Below are 19,334 nucleotides of genomic sequence, written 5' to 3'. Positions count from 1 at the left end.
AAAAAACAAATCGCTATCACTATTATTACCTTTTTTAAAATCATCGCTTTTTAATTTACAATAACTTCATCTGCAAAAATCCACGATGGCAAACCTGCACCATGGTGCCAATACGGAGCATGTTTTAAGCTTTCTGCCTTAATTCTTAAATACCGCCATTGAGATGGTTTTATGTTCAAATCAAAATACTGAATATCGTTTATTTTGCTCTTTTTGTTTAGCGGAAATTGATTTAAAACCGTTCCTAATTTTGAATAGTTTTTCCCATCAACCGAACCGTAATAGGTTACTTCTTTAGGAAAAAACACGATATGATTGGTAACTTGCAGAAAGGCTGTTGAAATCGATTTCACTTCCTTTTTTTCATCCAAATCGATAATAGCCTCTAAATGATTGCCCTCGAAACCCAACCAATTGGAATAAAAATTACTGCCGCCCAAAGCGCCATCGGTTAATGCCTGCGGATCCTCATTGGCATACTTTTTAGGCTTGGTTAAAAGCGTTACTTTTTTGCCCGAAGCTATGTTGGGTTGCAAAGCCACTTCAATAGATTTTAAATAGGCATTGCCGTAATCTGTAACCGTGTAACCCATCTCGTTCATTAAGGTGATATTGGCTTCGTTACAAACAGACATGAAATTTTCAACCAAAGCTTTAGTGGTTTCGGTAATGGTAAAATCTTCAGAAACACTTTTTCTACACGCTTCTAAAACCGCATAATCAATGCTCAATCGTGCCACTTTTACTCGCTTTAAAATGTCTTGTATATTGGCTACCGCTTTTTCGGCATCATTAAAAAAAGTGACGTATTGCTTTAATAAATCAGGATTTAAATAGGCATCAAATGCTTGCGACGGATCGCCATATAAAAACAGGAAAAAATCCGGGTAATTTTTGAGTTCCATATGAATTAAATCGACATAAGATTTTACAAAAGGACCGGCTTCGTGATAATAGCCATTGGTGAATTCCGTGATGATATCATCGACATTGGCATCGGGATTCCAAAGCAGTTTCGCCATCACATACGACCGCAATTCGAACAACTCGCTCGGGTTGCTACTGTGCTGTTCAAAAACCCATTTGGTGTTATGGTCTCTAAAAAACTGAATATTGGGCTGTAGCGTATTAAAATTAGGAAATGGCGCTAAAAAATTGGTGAATTGTGTGGTGTAATCCCAAATTCTAATGTTATCGGTAAGTTTGCTCCAGCCTTTTAAATCATCAGCAAAATCGGTGCATTTTTGGGTAATTGGCGCGCTTCTGTCGCATTCAATAGAACATAAAGTAATCAATACATTTTTTAAAGGCTTTGTTTTACAAGGTTTTCTGGTGTATTGATAGGCTAAAGTTGAAATGGTTTTCTCTGGAAATGTCTTTGCAACCTCGTTTACAAAACGAATTATGGTACCGGCATGACTGCCTTCTTCGTCATCTATTTTTTTACAATTTCCGCATTCGCAAAATTGGGTATTGTCATTGCCACTTACCGAAATCACCGAAGCTTCAGGGTATTGTTTAAATAAACTCTGTACCGAGTCTTTAACCATATCCAGCACCTTGGCATTGGTTAAACACAATTGCGTTGGCAAGCGTTTGTTTCCGCGAAGCGCAAAATATTCTGGGTTCGATTTATAAAATTTTTCTTCGGGAATAAACTTATTAAACGTGTGCACTCTTGCCGATGGCACGTAATACGGAAATGCCTTTGTGGTTACTTTATGTTGCGCTGCAAATTTTTCGTTTTCGTAAAACAATCTGGAGTGAACTGTTCGGGTTGTTATTTGTGGTGTGTAGGTGTAGTTTAAATTTTTGTTTAAACTGATTGTTGATTTCTTTGGAACATCCTCAACATTTGGCGCGTACCATTTACAGCCTAAAAACCGTTCGAGAAATTCGTAAACCGCATTTCTAAGGGCTTCATCTGAACCGCCTGAGATAAAAATATTTTCTTTGTCGGATTTTATTTGAATTTGATGTTTGTTTAGATTTTCATTTGAATTATGGCCAACATATATTTTATGTTTATTCGTGTTTTGAGAACTTTCGTCAACAATGTCTACGGAAACATCTGAAATTTTTTGAATGTACTCTTGAAGAGTTTCGGCAGATTGATATGCGCTTTGAGTGGCTTCACCCAAAAAAACAATCTCATAATTGGATGCTCCATTATTGACTAAAGTGATGTTTTTGTCTTCGCAAGAAAACATAACAAACACAATCAACAAGCAATGAACAGCCTTCGATAAATATGCGTTAAACGATTTAAACATCCATCATTCTTTTAAATTAAACTGAATTTTTGGCGCATTGGTAAGCGCTTCATGGCTCACGAAAAAGGACTTATTGGTTTTACCGTTAATAGTATACGATTGTAATTTTCCGGTGCCGTTTTTCTCAATTATCAATGTGTTATTCTTGTAATATCTGGTATCTAAATGAATGGTTATTTTATCAAATCGCGGTGTAGTTATGGTGTACATAGGGTCTGCGGGCGATACGGGATAAATTCCCATCATGCTGTAAATTAACCACGCACTCATAGTGCCTGTGTCGTCATTTCCGGGTAAACCTGCGGCCTTATTGGTAAAATATTCATCAATTAATTGCGAAACGCGCTCTTGGGTTTTCCACGCGTAGCCGTTGGCATAATTGTATAAATACGGATAGGCAATATCGGGTTCGTTTGCCATATCAAACTGGTTTTTATCAAAAACCTCATCCAATTTTGCAACGTAGTTTTTTTTACCACCCATAAGTTTCATTAAATACTCGGTATCGTGTGCCACCATAAAGGTATATTGCCACGAATTGCCTTCAATAAAGCCTAAATTCTTTTCGAAATTGGCACCTTTATTCGGGTTAAATGGCGAAAGCCATGAGCCATCATCGTTTTTGGGGCGTAATAAATTGAATTCTTTATCAAACAGGTTTCTGTACGTCACCGAGCGTTTTGAAAACATTTTATAGTCCTCCTTTTTACCCAATGTTTTCGCCAATTGCGCTAGGGCAAAATCACTGATATTATATTCTTGCGTGGTAGAAACCGAGCCGCTTTTTGTGGTTTTTGTGGTTAAATAACCTTTTTCAATATAGTCTTTAATGCCTGGGCGCAATGGGTTATTTTCTAGTTGTGTGGCACTTTTTCGCATGGCTTCATAAGCTTTTTCAATATCAAAATCCTGAATACCGCGCAAATAAGTATCGGCCAAAACAATGCCCGCGGGATCGCCTACCATGGTTGTGGTTTCGGTGGCATTGAGTTCCCATTTAGGCAACCAACCGCTTTCATCGTAAATATTGAGCATGCTTTTTACCATATCCGATTGTTGCTTCGGATAGACCAACGACATCAATTGATGCAGGTTTCTGTAAGTATCCCAAAATGAAAACACGGTAAATCGCGTGCCTTCGGTTTTAGCCGTTTCACGTTTTGCCATGGTTGGGTACTCGCCATTAACATCGTTTAAAGTATTGGGATGGATTAAAGTGTGATACAATGCCGTGTAAAAAATAGTTTTATCGTCTTTTGTGCCGCCTTCAACCTCTATTTTAGATAATAAATCATTCCATTTTGAAGCGGTGCTTTTATAGATTTCATCAAAGGATAAATCTTGGGTTTCCTTTTCAAGATTTTCCCGCGCGTTCTCGATACTAACGTAAGACACGCCTATTTTAACTTCGACTTCCGTTGGCTTTTCAAAATGATAGGTAAAATAGCTTCCAATGCTATCGCCAATCACCTCTTTTCGATAGTTTTTGTACAAGCGCGTTTTTCCGTTGTAAGGCATCCACTGTGCTTCAACACCATCGTATGTTCTCGGGGTTTTCCAAACGCCAAAATCATCGGCAGGTTTACTGAATTTGGCCACAAAATACACGGGATAGGATTCTTCGGGTTTATAGTAACAAAATGATCCAACATTGCGCATGCCTTCAATTTCGGTGGGCGATACAATTTTAACCGTGGCGCCTTCTTCATTGGTCAAACCCAATCCTAAATTGATTAAAATATTAGATTGCCCTTTGGGGAATGAATACTTGCTCACACCAACACGTGTTGTAGCCGTAACCTCGGTTTTCACCTTATATTTTGATAACATAACGCTGTAATAACCTGGTTTTGCAAGCTCAAAATCATACGTACTCCCATACTTTAAATGATTGGTTTTAAGCTCGCCCGTGGTTGGCATCGTTAAAATAACACCCAAATCGGGGCAGCCCACACCACTTAAATTCACATGGGAAAAACCTGTTAAAAACGTATTTTCGTTAACATACGGATTGGATAACCAACCGCTATCTTTTTCCAAAGGTAAATTTTGCGGTCCTGCCACATTAAAAGGCGATACACTTGCCATTCCCCTTGGTGCGATGGCACCTGGATTTGTGGCTCCAAAATTGGACGTGCCTATAAACGGATTGACATATTCGACGGGGTTTTGTGCTTGACTGCTTAACAAAAATCCGATTGCAAAAACCAATAGCCATCTGTATTTATTCATAATAATCTGTTATATTTTTTTATTCTTTAACTGATTTGCTCATTGAAAACGGCGTGTTTTCCGGCTTGTTGGCCCAGTCCTTATTTGGTGTACTATTCATATCAAATTCCAAATGACCGCCATTCTGAATATCTTCAAAATTGACAAAACTGTTGTTCCACGGCTTTCCGTTCAATAAAACACCTTCTATAAAAACATTGTCTTTTGAATTGTTAGGGGCTGAAATTTTAAAGGTATTTCCATTTTCCAATTGAAGGGTCGCTTTTTTGAACAACGGACTGCCTATAACATATTGATTGATTCCGGGCGTTACCGGATAAAAGCCTAAAGCGCTGTACACGTACCACGCCGATGTTTGCCCGTTATCCTCATCACCACAATACCCATCGGGGGTAGCGCTGTATAATTTAGTTAACACATCCCGTACTTTTTCTTGTGCTTTATACGATGCATTGGCGTAATTGTACAGGTAAATCATGTGCTGAATGGGTTGATTACCGTGCGCATAATTGCCCATATTGGCTATTTGCATTTCGCGGATTTCGTGAATGGTGAATCCGTAATACGAGGCATCAAAATCTGGTGGCATATCGAAAACCTCATCTAATTTAGCTTCAAAATTTGCTTTGCCGCCCATTAAATCAATCAAGCCTTGGGTATCGTGAAAAACCGACCAAGTATAGTGCAAACTGTTTCCTTCGGTAAAGGCATCGCCCCATTTTAAAGGATTAAATGGTGTTTGAAATGTGCCATCTTCATTTTTGCCACGCATCAAGTTTGTTGACGGGTCGAACAAATTTTTATAGTTATTGGATTTGCTGTAAAAATCCTTAGCCAGATTTTGTTTCCCTAATTTTTCAGCCATTTTTGCAATGGTAAAATCGGCGAATGCATATTCCAATGTTCGTGCGGCATTTTCGTGAATACCCACATCGTAAGGCACATAACCCAACGTGTTGTAATAGCTTAAACCGGCACGACCAACAGAATTTTCCGGACGACCATCGCCCACATTTGCATTTTTTAAAACAGCTTCAAACAAGACATCTACATCCTTTTTATTCATTTTTCCTTTTAAAAAGGCATCGGCAACAATAGTGGCGGAATTTGAACCAATCATGCAATCGCGATGTCCGGGGCTTGCCCATTCTGGCAGCCAACCAGACTCTTTATAGGTGTTTGCCAAACCTTCCATAATTTGGGTGTTTAGCTCAGGATACATCATATTAAAGAATGGGAATACGGCTCTAAAAGTGTCCCAAAACCCGTTATCGGTAAACATGTAACCCGGTAAAACCTCGCCATTGTATGGGCTATAATGCATAATATTACCGTTGGCATCGTATTCGTAAAACTTCCGTGGAAATAACAAAACACGGTATAAACAGGAATAAAAAGTTCTGATATTATCGATATTATCGTCTTCAATAACGATTCTCTGCAACTCTTTTTCCCAAGCCGCTCTAGCTTTTTCCTTAGTGTTTTCGAAGGAATCGTTACCAATTTCGGTCTTTAAATTTAATGCCGCTTGCTCATGACTAATAAATGACGAGGCTACTTTTACATGAACCTGCTCGCCTTTTTTGGTTTTAAAACCTATAATGGCGCCCACATGTTCGCCTTCATTATTTATTGAGTTTTTAACGAGATTCCAATCGTCGCCCCAAGTGTGGTTTAGCTCAAAATCCTTATCAAATTCAGCTACAAAATAGTTGTGGAAATTATCTGGCACCCCGCCACTGTTGTTACGGCAATAACCAATTATTTTACGCTCCTCGGGGATAATCTTTACCATCGAGCCTTTAAAAAAAGCATCCAACAAAATAAAAGACGAATCAGATTCTGGGAATGTAAATCTGAAATGCGCCGCACGTTCGGTTGGCGAAACCTCGGCTGTTACATCATAATCTGCGAGATAGACGCTATAATAATTGGGCTTAACCACTTCTGCTTTATGCGAAAAATAAGAAATGCGCTCGTCTTCTTTATATTTTAAATCGCCCGTTACCGCCATTAACGAAAAAGCTGCGTAATCGTTAATCCAAGGACTTGGTTGGTGGGTTTGTTTGATGCCTCTAATGGTATAGTCGTCGTATTTGTAAGCCCATCCGTCGCCCATTTTGGCGGTTTGCGGCGTCCAAAAATTCATGCCCCACGGGGTTGCAATGGCTGGATAGGTGTTTCCGTTGGATAAGCTAAACTCTGAATCTGTACCCATAAGCGGATTTACATGGTCAATCAGATTTTCTGCTTGTTGGCTTTTAACTACAACAGTATTGGTTTTTTTATCGCATGCCATAAAAAAAAGCACACTTAAAATTAGTATAATTTTAGCGTTTAATCTTATCATTTTTAGTTCAATTATTAGTCCGTTTTCAATGTTACCAAATTATAACTTCATCAACAAATATCCAAGGTGGATTGCCAGAACCTTCATGCCATTTTGGTAATGTTTTAGGGTTTTTAGCAATCACTTTAAAGTATTGTGCCTCAGTAGGTTTTGGCATTTTTACCATAAACTGTTTTATTTTTGTCGAATCGTTTTTTTCATCTTCTTTAATCGACAAAGAGCCAACTAGTTTAAACCCAGAGGTTTTGTTTGAAGACGCAAAAACTTGAATGGTTTTTGGAAACATAATCCAATCTCTAGATCGTCCTAAACAATTAACCGAAATGGCGTTAACAGTTCTTTTATCGCCCAAATCTATGGTTGCGTTTAAGTCGTTACCAAGGTAACCATTCCATTTTTCATCTTTAAAGTTTTCAGACCCTAATTTAAAATCAAATAGCTTTTTTGGTCCAAAATATTGCTTTTCAGGATTGTGTAAAAGGGTAAAATCTGCAACTTTATGATTTACTTTTATAAAGTCTGTTTTAATGGTTTTACTGGGTAACCATCCTTCCTTATAAGCTTTTATAGCGATGCTTGTAGTGGTGTCTATTAAAATTGGAGCTTTGTAAACCAAAGCCGTTGAATCTGGCTCGGTACCGTCTAGGGTATAGAAAATTTTTGTGGCTTTTAATTTTGAATCCAACCGAACGGAGATCGTATCGGTAAACAAGGTGTTTTTGGTTAGTATTTCTGGTGCTTTTAGATGCGTAATTTCTACAAAATCTTGAGCTATACCGTTATTTAAATTGACCTTGAATTTATCTTGAATTTGCTTTGCTTCGGTTTTGGTTACACCTGTTTTCCACACGAAAATATTATCCAAAGTATTGGATGTCAATAGTTGATTCAAACCCTTTTCACTCACCGCTGTGTTAACTAAATTTAATGTTTTAAGCGCTTTTAAATCCTTTAAATACGATAAAGTTTTATCGGTAATTTGAGTGGTACTCACATCTAGCTTTTCCAAATTATTAAATTTTTTAATTTCCGATGTCATGGCATCCGTTAACGCGGAGTTGCTCAAATCCAATTCTACAATTTGTTCTTTTAAATTTGCCAAGGTTTTAAACGCTTTTTTGGATATACTGTCTTTGTTGAATTTTACCCATAATTCCGGTTGATTGGGCACTAATTTCCGAACTAAAAACCCAGCGGTTTCAACCTTTTGAATATCGTTTAAAGAAGCCTCTTTAATTTTCTTTTTATTGAAAACCAAATAGTTGTTCAGCAGTGTGTTTAAAGTATCGTTTTTTGGCATAGCGACCACCTTAGTATTAAAGTTTTTGCTCTTATTTAACCAATATTCAATAAGCCAAATCTCGTCTTTAGTTAGTTGAGGCTTTCCTTCAGGCGGCATATGTTTTTCATCGGTAATTGGCAACAAAAGATGTTTATACAACATGCTTTCGCCTGCATTTCCTAGTGTGATAACATCGCCAGATTCACCACCTTTTAATATACTTTCTTTGGAATGCAATGCCAATTCGCCCTTTCTTTTTGACGTATTATGGCATTGAATACATTTATCATCAAATATTTTTATAACCACATCTTCATACATATTCAAACTATCAATATGTGTGATGGTTTTTGCTTTTGGCAAAGGTTTTATATGTTCTGTTATAAAATTATCGCCATGTGTTAAAACACTACCGTAATGCCCCGCGACACTTATTAAAACCAAAGTGACTACAAAAAAAGGAAAGAATAATTGCTTGATGAGTTTTCCTTTTTTGTCGGCCAAGAGAAATAACATGGTAATTAAAACAGCTGATGTTATTCCGGTCCAAAAATGAACATCCAATACATCTTCTGAATAACCACCTTCTAAAGATAAAAAGTAGCCTAAAATACAGGCTAAAATTGAAAAAAATGATGAAAACCCCAAAGCGTATTTTATGGTGGTTTTGGGATAGTTTTTTCGTAATCTTCCCATAACATCCAAGAAAAAAGTAAGCAATAATGCGCCAATTGGCAAGTGTAAAATTAATGGATGAAAGCGCCCTAATGCCAACACAAATCTTGGAACTTCTTCGGCATTATCGGCATAAGTCGCATTAAAAACAAATACGCATATAATAAAAATAATTTGTGTTTTAAAGTTTTTAATCATCCTCAAATTATAAGTATTAGTTAAAAATAAATTCGTCTATAAACAACCATGCTTTTTGTCCTTTTCCTTCGTGCCATTCTGGTATGGATTGCCGGTTATTCACTTGAATTTTTAATGATGAAACTTCAGCTTCAACAGGAATTATTACCGTTTCGTTTTTTCTGTCAACAAGTTGGTTTAACGGTTTTATAACGTGTTCTTTTTTTAAATCGTTATTGATAAACAGTATAATTCGTTCTGGAGGAAATATCCATGATGCCGCATCGTTCAAATAACTTATTGTAACAGATTTTACATAGGTTTTTTTGTTGAATTTAACGGTCGAAATTGCGGTGGTGTCAAATCCAACCCATTCATTATCCGTAAAATTCAATGATGCTTTGGTTTGATTGATTAATGTTTTTTCACCTTGTCCGTTATACTTTTCCGAGGCTTTTGTGTGCCATAAAATACCATCGGCTGATAGGCCTTTTTTAAAGAGTTCAACCTCGGTAACCTCGCTTGGTTTCCAATGGTTATGAAAGGCTTTAAATTTATAAACTCCAGGATTTACAGCTTGAATGGGCTGCGTGTATTTTTCCGAATTCAAACTGGGTTCCTCTCCATTTGAGGTGTAACGGATAACCACATCATCTACCTTTAACTGCGCTTGAATGGTAACAAAAGAATCAATAAACGTTTTGTTGGTTATAACGCGGGGTTGTGCTAAACTAATGGTGTTTTGCTGTAAAAACTTGGTTTCGGTTGGCTGTTTGCAACTAAGCATCACAAAAAACACAAAGCATAATTGTATTAACAATCTCATACACGCGTTAGTTTTATAGGATAGGTTTGACCCGAATTCCATTGTGCCACATAAATATTTTCGTCGTCATCAATACATACATCGTGCGGATGCTGGAACAATCTTACGGTTTGATATAACTCTTCTAAGGTATTGTTTTTGTATTCTGGCAAGGTTGCTCCGGGACACGAAACAACCTCGTTTTTTTCGTTCATAATCAATAAAAAACCAGAATCGCTATTAGGTGCGTTCTTAGATTTTAGCACCGCAAAATAAATATCGTTTTTATGAATTACCGGTCGGCAAATTAATGCACCCGGAACTGGAATGGATTCCAAATAGTTGCCCTTTAAATCGAATCGTTTTAACACATTCATTTCCCTGGCCGAAATTAAAAGTGATGGCTTGTTTTTATCCCTATTATCATAGCAAATTCCGTGGGCGTTTAAAAACTGACCGTTTTCTGTGCCGCGTCCGCCGAAAACATTGAGCAGTTCCCCTTTGTGATTATAATGCAATATGTACTGATTTCCGTACCCATCGGCCACATAAAAATCCCCGTTTTCCAAAACGGTTGTTTCGGTAGGTTTAAACTCCGCTTTGTCATTATATTTTCCTGTTTCCGCAGGATAATCAATTTCAAAAACCACTTTTCCGTCTATAGTTGTTTTTATCACTTGGTGCCTTTCGTAATCTGTAATCAGCAAAAAATCCTCGCCGTTTTCTTTCATTAAAGTCAACCCATGACCACCCGGATATTGTGTTCCCCAAGTTGAAACGAGTTTACCGGATTTATCGTAAATAATGATATTGTTTTTTGTGTGGTTGGTTAACAAAACGATGCGCCCTTTTGAATCTTGAACCATTTCGTGGCAATCTTTTACAGGTGTTTTTAGTGTATCGAGATTTCCCCAGTTCATATTGACTTTATAGCGGTGCGTATTGTGCCCAATAATCACATCGTTTTTAGAAAATTCCAATGCATTACCAGACATGGGATAAGTTAATATGCCCAATGAAAACAATGACGACTGCTTTAAAAATTGTCTGCGGCTCATAGTAAAATCTTAGGATAAAATATCGTGAACCACGTGCCCCGAAACATCGGTGAGCCTAAAGCGTCTGCCTTGGTGTTTGTACGTGAATTTGGTGTGGTCAACCCCCATTAAATGCATTATCGTGGCCTGCAAATCGTGTACATGCATAGGGTCTTTGGCAATGTTATAACCAAAATCATCGGTTTCTCCGTAAGTAAATCCGGGTTTTACACCGCCGCCGGCCATAAACATGGTAAAGCATTTTGGATGATGGTCCCTGCCGTAATTCATATCGGTTAAAGTCCCTTGGCTATAATTGGTTCGTCCAAACTCGCCACCCCAAACCACTAAAGTATCTTCAAGTAATCCGCGTTGTTTTAAATCCATAATGAGTGCCGCCGTAGCCTGATCAATATCTTTAGCCTGTTTTTCTATTTGTGAAGGTAAATCGAAATGCTGGTCCCAACCCATGTGATACAATTGTATAAACCGCACATCGCGTTCGGCCATGCGTCTGGCCAACAAACAGTTTGCTGCATAAGTACCGGGAACCATGGCATTTGCACCATACATTTGGATGATGTGCTCTGGTTCTTCTTCAATATTCATGGTTTCTGGAACCGAAGTTTGCATGCGATATGCCATTTCGTATTGCGCAATGCGACTATTGATTTCTGGGTCACCAAATTCGGCCTCTTGTTTTTGGTTTAATTCGCTAATATGGTCGAGCATGGCGCGCCGTTGGGCTCTCGACATGCCATCGGGGTCTTTTAAATAAAGTACCGGATCTTTACCCGACCTAAATTGAACCCCTTGATGTAAAGAGCTTAAAAACCCATTGCCCCAAAGTCGAGAATACAGCGGTTGAGAAAAAGGGCGACCGGTGCCTCTGGATAATAACACTGAAAATGTGGGCAAATTATCATTAAGGCTTCCCAATCCGTAACTCATCCACGACCCTAAACTTGGTCGACCGGGTTGTTGGGAACCTGTTTGAAAAAAAGTAATGGCCGGATCGTGATTTATAGCTTCGGTGTGCATTGATTTTATAAAACACAACTCATCTACAACCTTGGCCGTGTAAGGCATCAAACTACTTACCCACGCTCTAGATTCGCCATATTGATCGAATTTAAAGTTGCTGCCAACTAACGGGAAACTTTCTTGGCCCGAGGTCATTCCCGTTAAACGTTGCCCTTGTCTAACGGAATCCGGAAGGTCTTGTCCGCGCATTTTATTTAATAGTGGTTTGTAATCGAAAAGCTCTAATTGTGAAGGGCCACCACTTTGGAATAAGTAGATAACACGTTTTGCTTTTGGTGCAAAATGGGGTAAATTTAAACCCGTTGGATTTAGTTGACTATTATTTCCGAAGGAAGGAAAAGGGTCTAATAAAGATGCCGCCGCTAATCCGCCAATGCCCAAGCCCACTTTTTTTAGAAAATGCCTTCTATTATTATTTATAAAATGTTTTGATAGTTCTTCCATGATTTTATCCTTTAATAATGGCTTCGTCCAAGTTGAAAATCATACTCGAAAGCAAGGTATAAGCATATTCGGTTTTTGAGGTGTTTTCAGTTTTATTAATATCTGAATTATTTTCAAAATCAGTTTCAACGGTTTCAACATATTGAATGAGTTGATCTAATTCTACTTCCGTAGGGAAACGAGAGGTTATTTTTCTAAATATCAGTTTTACCCTTTCATCTTCCGACAATGTTTTGTCTTTTAATGTTTTTTTAGCCAAATGCGATGCAGCTTCTATGAGTTGTGGGTCGTTAAGCATTACCAAAGCCTGTAATGGCGTACTTGTTTTTTGACGTTTAACTTCGCAAAAATCCCGGGTTGGCGCATCAAACGTCATCATTGATGGTGGCGGAACGGTTCGTTTCCAAAAGGTGTACAAACTACGTCTGTATAGGTTTTCTCCAGTATCTGGAATGTATTTTGTAAGGCCTTGTCCTGATGTTGTTTCTGCCCAAAGTCCGGGTGGCTGGTAGGGTTTTACACTAGGCCCGCCAATTTTATCAACCAACAAACCGCTTACCGCCAAAGCATTATCACGTATCATTTCTGCGGTTAATTTGCTTCTTGAATATCTTGCCAATAACACATTACTTGGGTCTACCTCCAATAATTCGGGCGTTATTTTAGATGTTTGTTTATAGGTGCTTGACATGACCATACGCTTGTACATTTTTTTCATATCCCAGCCTTCTTCTCTAAAGGTTACGGCCAACCAATCCAATAATTCCGGGTGCGATGGTAAGGCTCCTTGATTTCCAAAATCGTCTGAAGTTGACACAATACCAACACCAAAAATGTGTTGCCACATACGGTTTACTGCAACTCTTGCTGTGAGCGCATTATCTTTATCAAACAACCAATGTGCTAACCCCAATCTGTTTTTTGGAAGCGAATCTGAATATTTTAAAATGAAATTTGGCGTGCCCAACTCAACTTCTTCGTCCGGTGCATCATACTGTCCGCGTTTTAAAATATAGGTTTTTCTATCGGGTGCATTATCTTTCATCACCATTAGCTTAATGGCTTTTATGGAGTCTGGCAAGTTTATAAATGCCAGGGTTTCATCGATTTCTTTTTGGGTGATTTCAATGTTGGGTTGAGGAATTTCGCCATAATCAATTTGTCCTTTTTCATCTACTTTATTGAAAAAACCATAAAACCCATAAAACTCTTTTTGCGAAATCGGGTCGTATTTATGGTCGTGGCATCTAGCACATTCCATGGTTAAACCCATGATGGCTTTTGATGTTGTATTGGCCCTATCCATAACATATTCCACACGATATTCTTCATCAATCACACCGCCTTCTTGCGTTATTTTATGATTTCTGTTGAACGCCGTAGCCACAATTTGCTCTGGTGTCGCATTGGGTATTAAGTCGCCTGCCAGCTGCCATTTAACAAACTCGTTATAAGGAATATTTCTGTTAAAAGCACTAATTACCCAATCGCGCCAAGGCCACATAACACGCTCTAAATCATCTTGATAACCGTGTGTGTCGGCATATCGGGAAATATCCAACCAAGTGGCTGCCATACGCTCGCCGTAGGCCTTTGATGCCAATAGTTTATCAACTACCTTTTCGTAAGCATTGGGTGTCTCGTCATTTAAAAACGCATCCATATCTTCTATAGATGGCGGTAGCCCTGTAAGATCAAAATAAACTCTTCTAATCAACTGCTCTTTTGAAGCCTCTTCAGATGGTTTCAAGCCCTCTTTTTCCAATCGTTTTGCGATAAAACGGTCAACGGCGTTACTTGCCCATTCTTCATTTGTTACTTTGGGAAGTTCTTTCTTTACGGGTGGTACAAAAGACCAATGTGATTTCCATTCTGCACCTTGCTCTATCCATTTAATTAAAACTTGCTTTTCGTATTCCGATAAGGTTAAATTAGAACTCGGTGGTGGCATGACTTGCTGTAAATCGGTATTGGTAATTTTATACACCAATTTACTGTTCTCGGGGTTCCCGGGCACGATAACGTGTTTATACAGATCATCTTTTTCAATGGCCTTAAAAGCACCAACTTGGGTGTCTAGCCTTAAACCTGCTTCGCGCGTACCTTCATCGGGTCCGTGGCACAAATAACAGCGATCTGATAAAATGGGCTTAACATCAAATATATAATCAATGGTATCCGGTAGATTATTTATTTTTTCGGTGGAATCTGAATTGGATTTCTCGGTAGAATTTGCTTCACCAATAGATTGGTACGAACTATCTGAAATAGATAAACCATACTTTATTAATAAAACAATGGCAAAAGGCACTAAAAAATAGAGCACTAAAACAAAACGATTATTTGAATATTTGCCTTTTGCCATTGTTGCCGATTTTTTTTAGTAAAACATTTATATTAAGTAGAATATAAAGTTAATCAAAAAAAATTCGACGAATAACACTATACCATAGCTTGATAGATGGTTTTAGCGCACAATGATTTCGTCAATAAAAATCCATACACCGCCATCCCTATCGGTTCTGTTATATCTTTTAGCTTTAACTTTAACAAATCGCACTTTTTGCGTATCGAAATCAATGCTAAAATCTTTTAGTGTAATTCCTGGATTGTTTTTATAAGGTCGGTCTATCTTTCCAACACTTGTAAATGTTTTTCCGTCGTTAGATACCAATACTTCAACCTGCGTTGGAAAATAAATACTTGGGCCTTGGCTTTCCATGGCACCAACAGAAACATTGGAAATTTCGGTTTCATCTTCTAAATCTATGGTCAATTCCATGTCTTTGGCTATCCATGCTTGCCATTGACCATCGTGGAAGTTTTTAGTACCACGAACAATATTTACCATATTTGCAGCGCCTTTTCCTTGGTAACTATCACTGTACATATTGTTATAAATTACTTTTTTACCAACCGCTTTATGGTAATTAAACGTTTTTTCGAATACTTTTCCAACGGGTTTATCATCTTCAAAAAGCGATGCTTTTATGGTTGTAGTTGAATTGATTTCAATGGGTTTCGTATAAGTTGTTGCGGTTCCATCAAGCGGTGCATCATTTAAGGCATATCGAATATCGGCCACGGGAAATTCATTTTTCAACGACACGGTAATCGTGTTTGTGGCTTCGTCAACTTGTGCATCCGAAGTTAGGGTGTACGCGCTTTTAGCGTAATTGATGCCTTGAAGCTTGTAACGCTCAAATAGGTGTTCCATACGAGATGAAAAATCATCCCAATCCCGACTGGCTTTCGGACTCCAAAGCGCTTCGGATAAGGCTGCCAATCTTGGAAAAATCATGTATTCTGAATGCGACTCGGTCGTAATATGTTCTGCCCATAAATTGGCTTGACCGCCCAAAACATGTTTGGCTTGTTCTTCACTCATGGTGTCAACAATAGGATCAAATTGATACACTTTACTTACTGGCGTATTACCGCCCCACGCTAAAGGTTCGGTATCCATTGGCCCTTGATAATGGTCGAAATAACAATGTGTTCCCGGGGTCATTACCACATCGTGACCTTGTTCCGAAGCTTCCAATCCGCCTTTAACACCACGCCAGCTCATCACTGCAGCTCCGGGTGCCAAACCGCCTTCTAAAATTTCATCCCAACCTATGAGCACGCGCCCTTTGGAGCTAATAAAACGCTCCATGCGTTTTATGAAATAACTCTGTAATTCTTCAACAGATTTAAGCTGTTCATCCCGCATGCGTTTTTTGCAATGCGGACATTTTTCCCAATTGGTTTTTGTAGCCTCATCGCCACCAACATGAATATATTTTGAAGGGAATAATTCCATGACCTCAACCAAAACATCTTCTAAAAACTCGAAAGTAGAATCTTTACCTGCGCAATAAATATCGGTAATTGGCCATAAACCACCTGATGGTACAGGCACTGGTTTTTCCAAACACGACAGTTCCGGATACGATGCAATGGCACTGGTAACGTGCGCTGGCATTTCTATTTCTGGCACAACGGTAACACCACGGGTTTCGGCGTAAGCCACAATTTCTTTAATATCTTCTTGGGTATAAAAACCGCCGTATGTTGCCTTTTCGTCTAATTCTGGCGTGTATCGACCATCCCATGGCTTATCTTCCTGATCGACTCTCCAAGCACCAACCTCGGTAAGTTTCGGGTATTTTTTAATTTCGATTCGCCAACCTTGGTCGTCTATCAAATGAAAATGAAAGGTGTTCATTTTATGATACGCCAATCGGTCAATCGTTTTTTTAATATACTCCTTTTGAAAGAAATGACGCGACACGTCAAGCATCAACCCACGCCATTCAAAACGCGGTTTATCAGCTATTTCAACATTAGGAATTACCCAATGTGTATCGGCTGTTTTTGTTTCCGATTCAATGGCTGGTGGCAGTAATTGCCTTAGGGTTTGAATACCGTATAGAAATCCGTTAAAATCGTTGGATTCAATCGTAATGACATCATTTTCAACCATTAATTTATAGCCTTCGTCTTCAATATCTTCGGAAGTTTTAAATTGAATGTAATTTGATTTTGGCTGAGTTTCAACCGTTTTCAAATCCCATCCTTGGGCCACTTTAAATCTGTCGATTAAAATTTGTGCCGCAGCAGCTTGTGCGTCGTCGGCAACATAAAATACCGTGTTTTCGTTAAACTGAAAGTTCCCTTCATTTAATTTTAGACTTTCAGGTTTTGGAATAACCTGAATATCCCTTTCGGTAAACACCTTGGCTTCCTTGGTATTACAACCAAAAAAAATCAAACTTAATGCGCATACTAATACTACTTTTAATTTCATCAGTCTATTTATTTATTAATACTTATTGGGCGTTTTGTTCATTTTAAAAACCAACGTTCCGCCGTTTATTATTTCTTTGTGGGTGATGTAATTTCTGTTGATTTCCTTACCGTTTAATGTAATGGATTCTACGTATTTATTGGCTTCGGAATTTTTAATGGTTTCAATTTTGAATTGTTTTCCATTTTCCAGATTAATGGTGGCTTCGTCAAAAAGCGGTGAACCGAATTGATACAAACCTTCCGCCGGATTTACCGGATAAAAGCCCAAACTACTAAAAATATACCACGACGACATCTGTCCGCAATCCTCATTACCGCAATGGCCGTTCGGTTCATTTTTATATTGGGTTTCAAGGATTTCGCGTATCCTACTTTGGGTTTTCCAAGGTTTATCAATGTAATTGTACAAATAGGCCACGTGGTGACTGGGCTCGTTGCCGTGTGCGTATTGCCCAATCATGCCTGTGCTGAAAATGGGCAATTTATCGGTTGGCAACGGATTTAACGTAAACATCGAATCCAGCTTTTGCTCAAATCGCTCGTTGCCACCAACGGTTTTAATAAGCCCGTTTACATCGTGTTGTACCGACCAAAAGTATTGCCATGCGTTGCTTTCGCAGAAATACGCCGAATAATCTTTGGGTACAAAATCTTTTATAAACGTACCATCTTTTAATTTCGGACGCATAAAAGTGCTCTTTGCATCGTACATGTTCTTCCAATTTTCTGAGCGTTTAAAAAAGTACTCGTAATCATCGGTTTTATTTAAAGCTTTTGCAAATTGCGCCACGCACCAATCGCCATAAGCATATTCCAATGTTTTGGAAACCGACCAGTTTTCGTGCGCTTCATCAACAGGAATAAAGCCTAGTTTTTTATACACATCAATCTGCCTGCCATCATCCATCGCGCTTGCTTTACAAGCTTCGTACGCGCGTTCAGCATCAAAATCGATGCCTTTAAAATAGGCGTCAACAATTACCGGAATGGCATGATAGCCAATCATCATATTGGTTTCGTTACCCTGCATGGACCACACGGGCAACAACCCGGTTTCGTTGTAGTGCGCCAATAAAGATTCAATCATATCTACCACACGTTCAGGATGCATAATGGTGTACAGCGGATGTGCCGCTCTGTACGTGTCCCACAACGAAAAGGTGTCGTAACGCTCGTAACCATCGGCATGCATCATGGTATGGTTCGCGCCTTTGTAATTCCCATGATGGTCGCTTAAAAGCGTGGGCGCCAACATGCTTTGGTAAAGCATGGTATAAAAAATATGTTTTTGGGTTTCGTTTGGGGTTTCAATCGTTATTTTTTGCAATTGATTTTCCCAAATGCTATCGGCTTGTTTTCTGTAAGTTTCAAAATCAAAATGAGGGGCTTCAGTTTTTAATGATAGTTCTGCACCTTCAATATTCCCGGTTGAAAGTCCCATTTTTAATACGATTACCTCGTCTTCATTTGTATTGTAATTTAAAATGATTTTGGTGTTTTTCGCTTTCGCGGAATTTTGAGTTAGCGTATCATTTTGATACAATTGATAGGATTTAAAAGGTTTTGAAAATTCCATTTGAAAATACACGCGCTGGTCTTTAGCCCAACCAGTGGATTTGCGATAGCCTTCAATTGTGGTATTGTTTACAACTTTAATATAGGTGTCGGTTGGCGCGTCCCAATTAAGGGCATATCCCAAATCGATATAGATTTGCGACAGGCTATCTTTCGGGAAGGTGTATTTATGGATGCCCGTGCGTTTGGTCGCGGTAACTTCGGCCTTAATGCCATAATCCAATAAATCGACGCTGTAATAACCGGGTGATGCCGCTTCTTTATCGTGCGAATAACTAGAAAAAGGCCTAAAACCATTGGCTTCGATGCGCTTATTAAACTTGCTATTGGTAGGCATGACCAAAATATCGTATAAATCGCCTGCTCCAGTGCCGGTTAAATGCATGTGTGAAAACCCAGAAATAATGGAATCTTGGTAAAAATAACCCGCAATTCGGTCCCAACCAGGAATGCCGATATCGGGGCTTAATTGCACCATACCGAAAGGCACGGTTGCACCAGGATAGGTGTTTCCGGGGCCATCGGTTCCTATAAACGGATTGACATATTGGGTTAATTTTTTAGCGGTAACGGATTCATCTTTATCCGATGCACAGCTAAAAAAGAACATGCAAACTATGATTAAAACGAAACTATTTTTAAACAT

Annotated in this window: 10 protein-coding genes; all 10 read right to left on the bottom strand. The window is 38.7% G+C overall.

The features are described 5' to 3' along the window. Positions 1 to 50: 50 nt before the first annotated feature. On the bottom strand, positions 51 to 2,273 hold the full coding sequence (locus tag RNZ47_RS14835) for a glycoside hydrolase family 20 protein (protein ID WP_311942053.1): 2,223 nt from the start codon (positions 2,271 to 2,273) through the stop codon (positions 51 to 53). A 3-nt stretch (positions 2,274 to 2,276) separates the two neighbouring features. Further along, positions 2,277 to 4,505 (bottom strand): GH92 family glycosyl hydrolase, encoded by a 2,229-nt coding sequence (locus tag RNZ47_RS14830; protein WP_311942050.1) that lies wholly within the window; start codon positions 4,503 to 4,505, stop codon positions 2,277 to 2,279. A gap of 19 nt (positions 4,506 to 4,524) precedes the next feature. After that, a complete protein-coding gene (locus RNZ47_RS14825; protein ID WP_376717829.1) occupies positions 4,525 to 6,855 on the bottom strand; it encodes a GH92 family glycosyl hydrolase in 2,331 nt (776 codons plus the stop codon). Between the two features lie 31 nt (positions 6,856 to 6,886). Next, a complete protein-coding gene (locus tag RNZ47_RS14820; protein WP_311942047.1) occupies positions 6,887 to 9,010 on the bottom strand; it encodes a c-type cytochrome domain-containing protein in 2,124 nt (707 codons plus the stop codon). A 16-nt stretch (positions 9,011 to 9,026) separates the two neighbouring features. After that, positions 9,027 to 9,815, bottom strand: coding sequence for a chitobiase/beta-hexosaminidase C-terminal domain-containing protein (locus RNZ47_RS14815; RefSeq protein ID WP_311942044.1), 789 nt, complete (start codon positions 9,813 to 9,815; stop codon positions 9,027 to 9,029). After that, on the bottom strand, positions 9,812 to 10,852 hold the full coding sequence (locus RNZ47_RS14810) for an NHL repeat-containing protein (RefSeq protein ID WP_311942041.1): 1,041 nt from the start codon (positions 10,850 to 10,852) through the stop codon (positions 9,812 to 9,814). Before RNZ47_RS14810 ends, RNZ47_RS14815 begins: the two co-directional genes overlap by 4 nt. A 9-nt stretch (positions 10,853 to 10,861) precedes the next feature. Continuing rightward, the gene (locus RNZ47_RS14805) at positions 10,862 to 12,319 is read right to left on the bottom strand and encodes a DUF1501 domain-containing protein (RefSeq protein WP_311942039.1); all 1,458 of its coding nucleotides are present in this window, start codon (positions 12,317 to 12,319) and stop codon (positions 10,862 to 10,864) included. A 4-nt stretch (positions 12,320 to 12,323) separates the two neighbouring features. Further along, positions 12,324 to 14,684: a PSD1 and planctomycete cytochrome C domain-containing protein gene (locus RNZ47_RS14800; RefSeq protein ID WP_311942037.1), complete on the bottom strand. Its 2,361-nt coding sequence runs from the start codon at positions 14,682 to 14,684 to the stop codon at positions 12,324 to 12,326. A 102-nt stretch (positions 14,685 to 14,786) separates the two neighbouring features. Continuing rightward, the gene (locus RNZ47_RS14795) at positions 14,787 to 17,111 is read right to left on the bottom strand and encodes a glycoside hydrolase family 20 protein (RefSeq protein ID WP_311942034.1); all 2,325 of its coding nucleotides are present in this window, start codon (positions 17,109 to 17,111) and stop codon (positions 14,787 to 14,789) included. Positions 17,112 to 17,126: 15 nt separating this feature from the next. Further along, on the bottom strand, positions 17,127 to 19,334 hold the full coding sequence (locus RNZ47_RS14790; protein ID WP_311942031.1) for a GH92 family glycosyl hydrolase: 2,208 nt from the start codon (positions 19,332 to 19,334) through the stop codon (positions 17,127 to 17,129).

Origin of the sequence: Hwangdonia seohaensis (assembly GCF_031932625.1) — a bacterium.
Lineage (GTDB): Bacteria > Bacteroidota > Bacteroidia > Flavobacteriales > Flavobacteriaceae > Hwangdonia > Hwangdonia seohaensis.
This window is presented reverse-complemented; position numbering and strand designations above follow the sequence as displayed.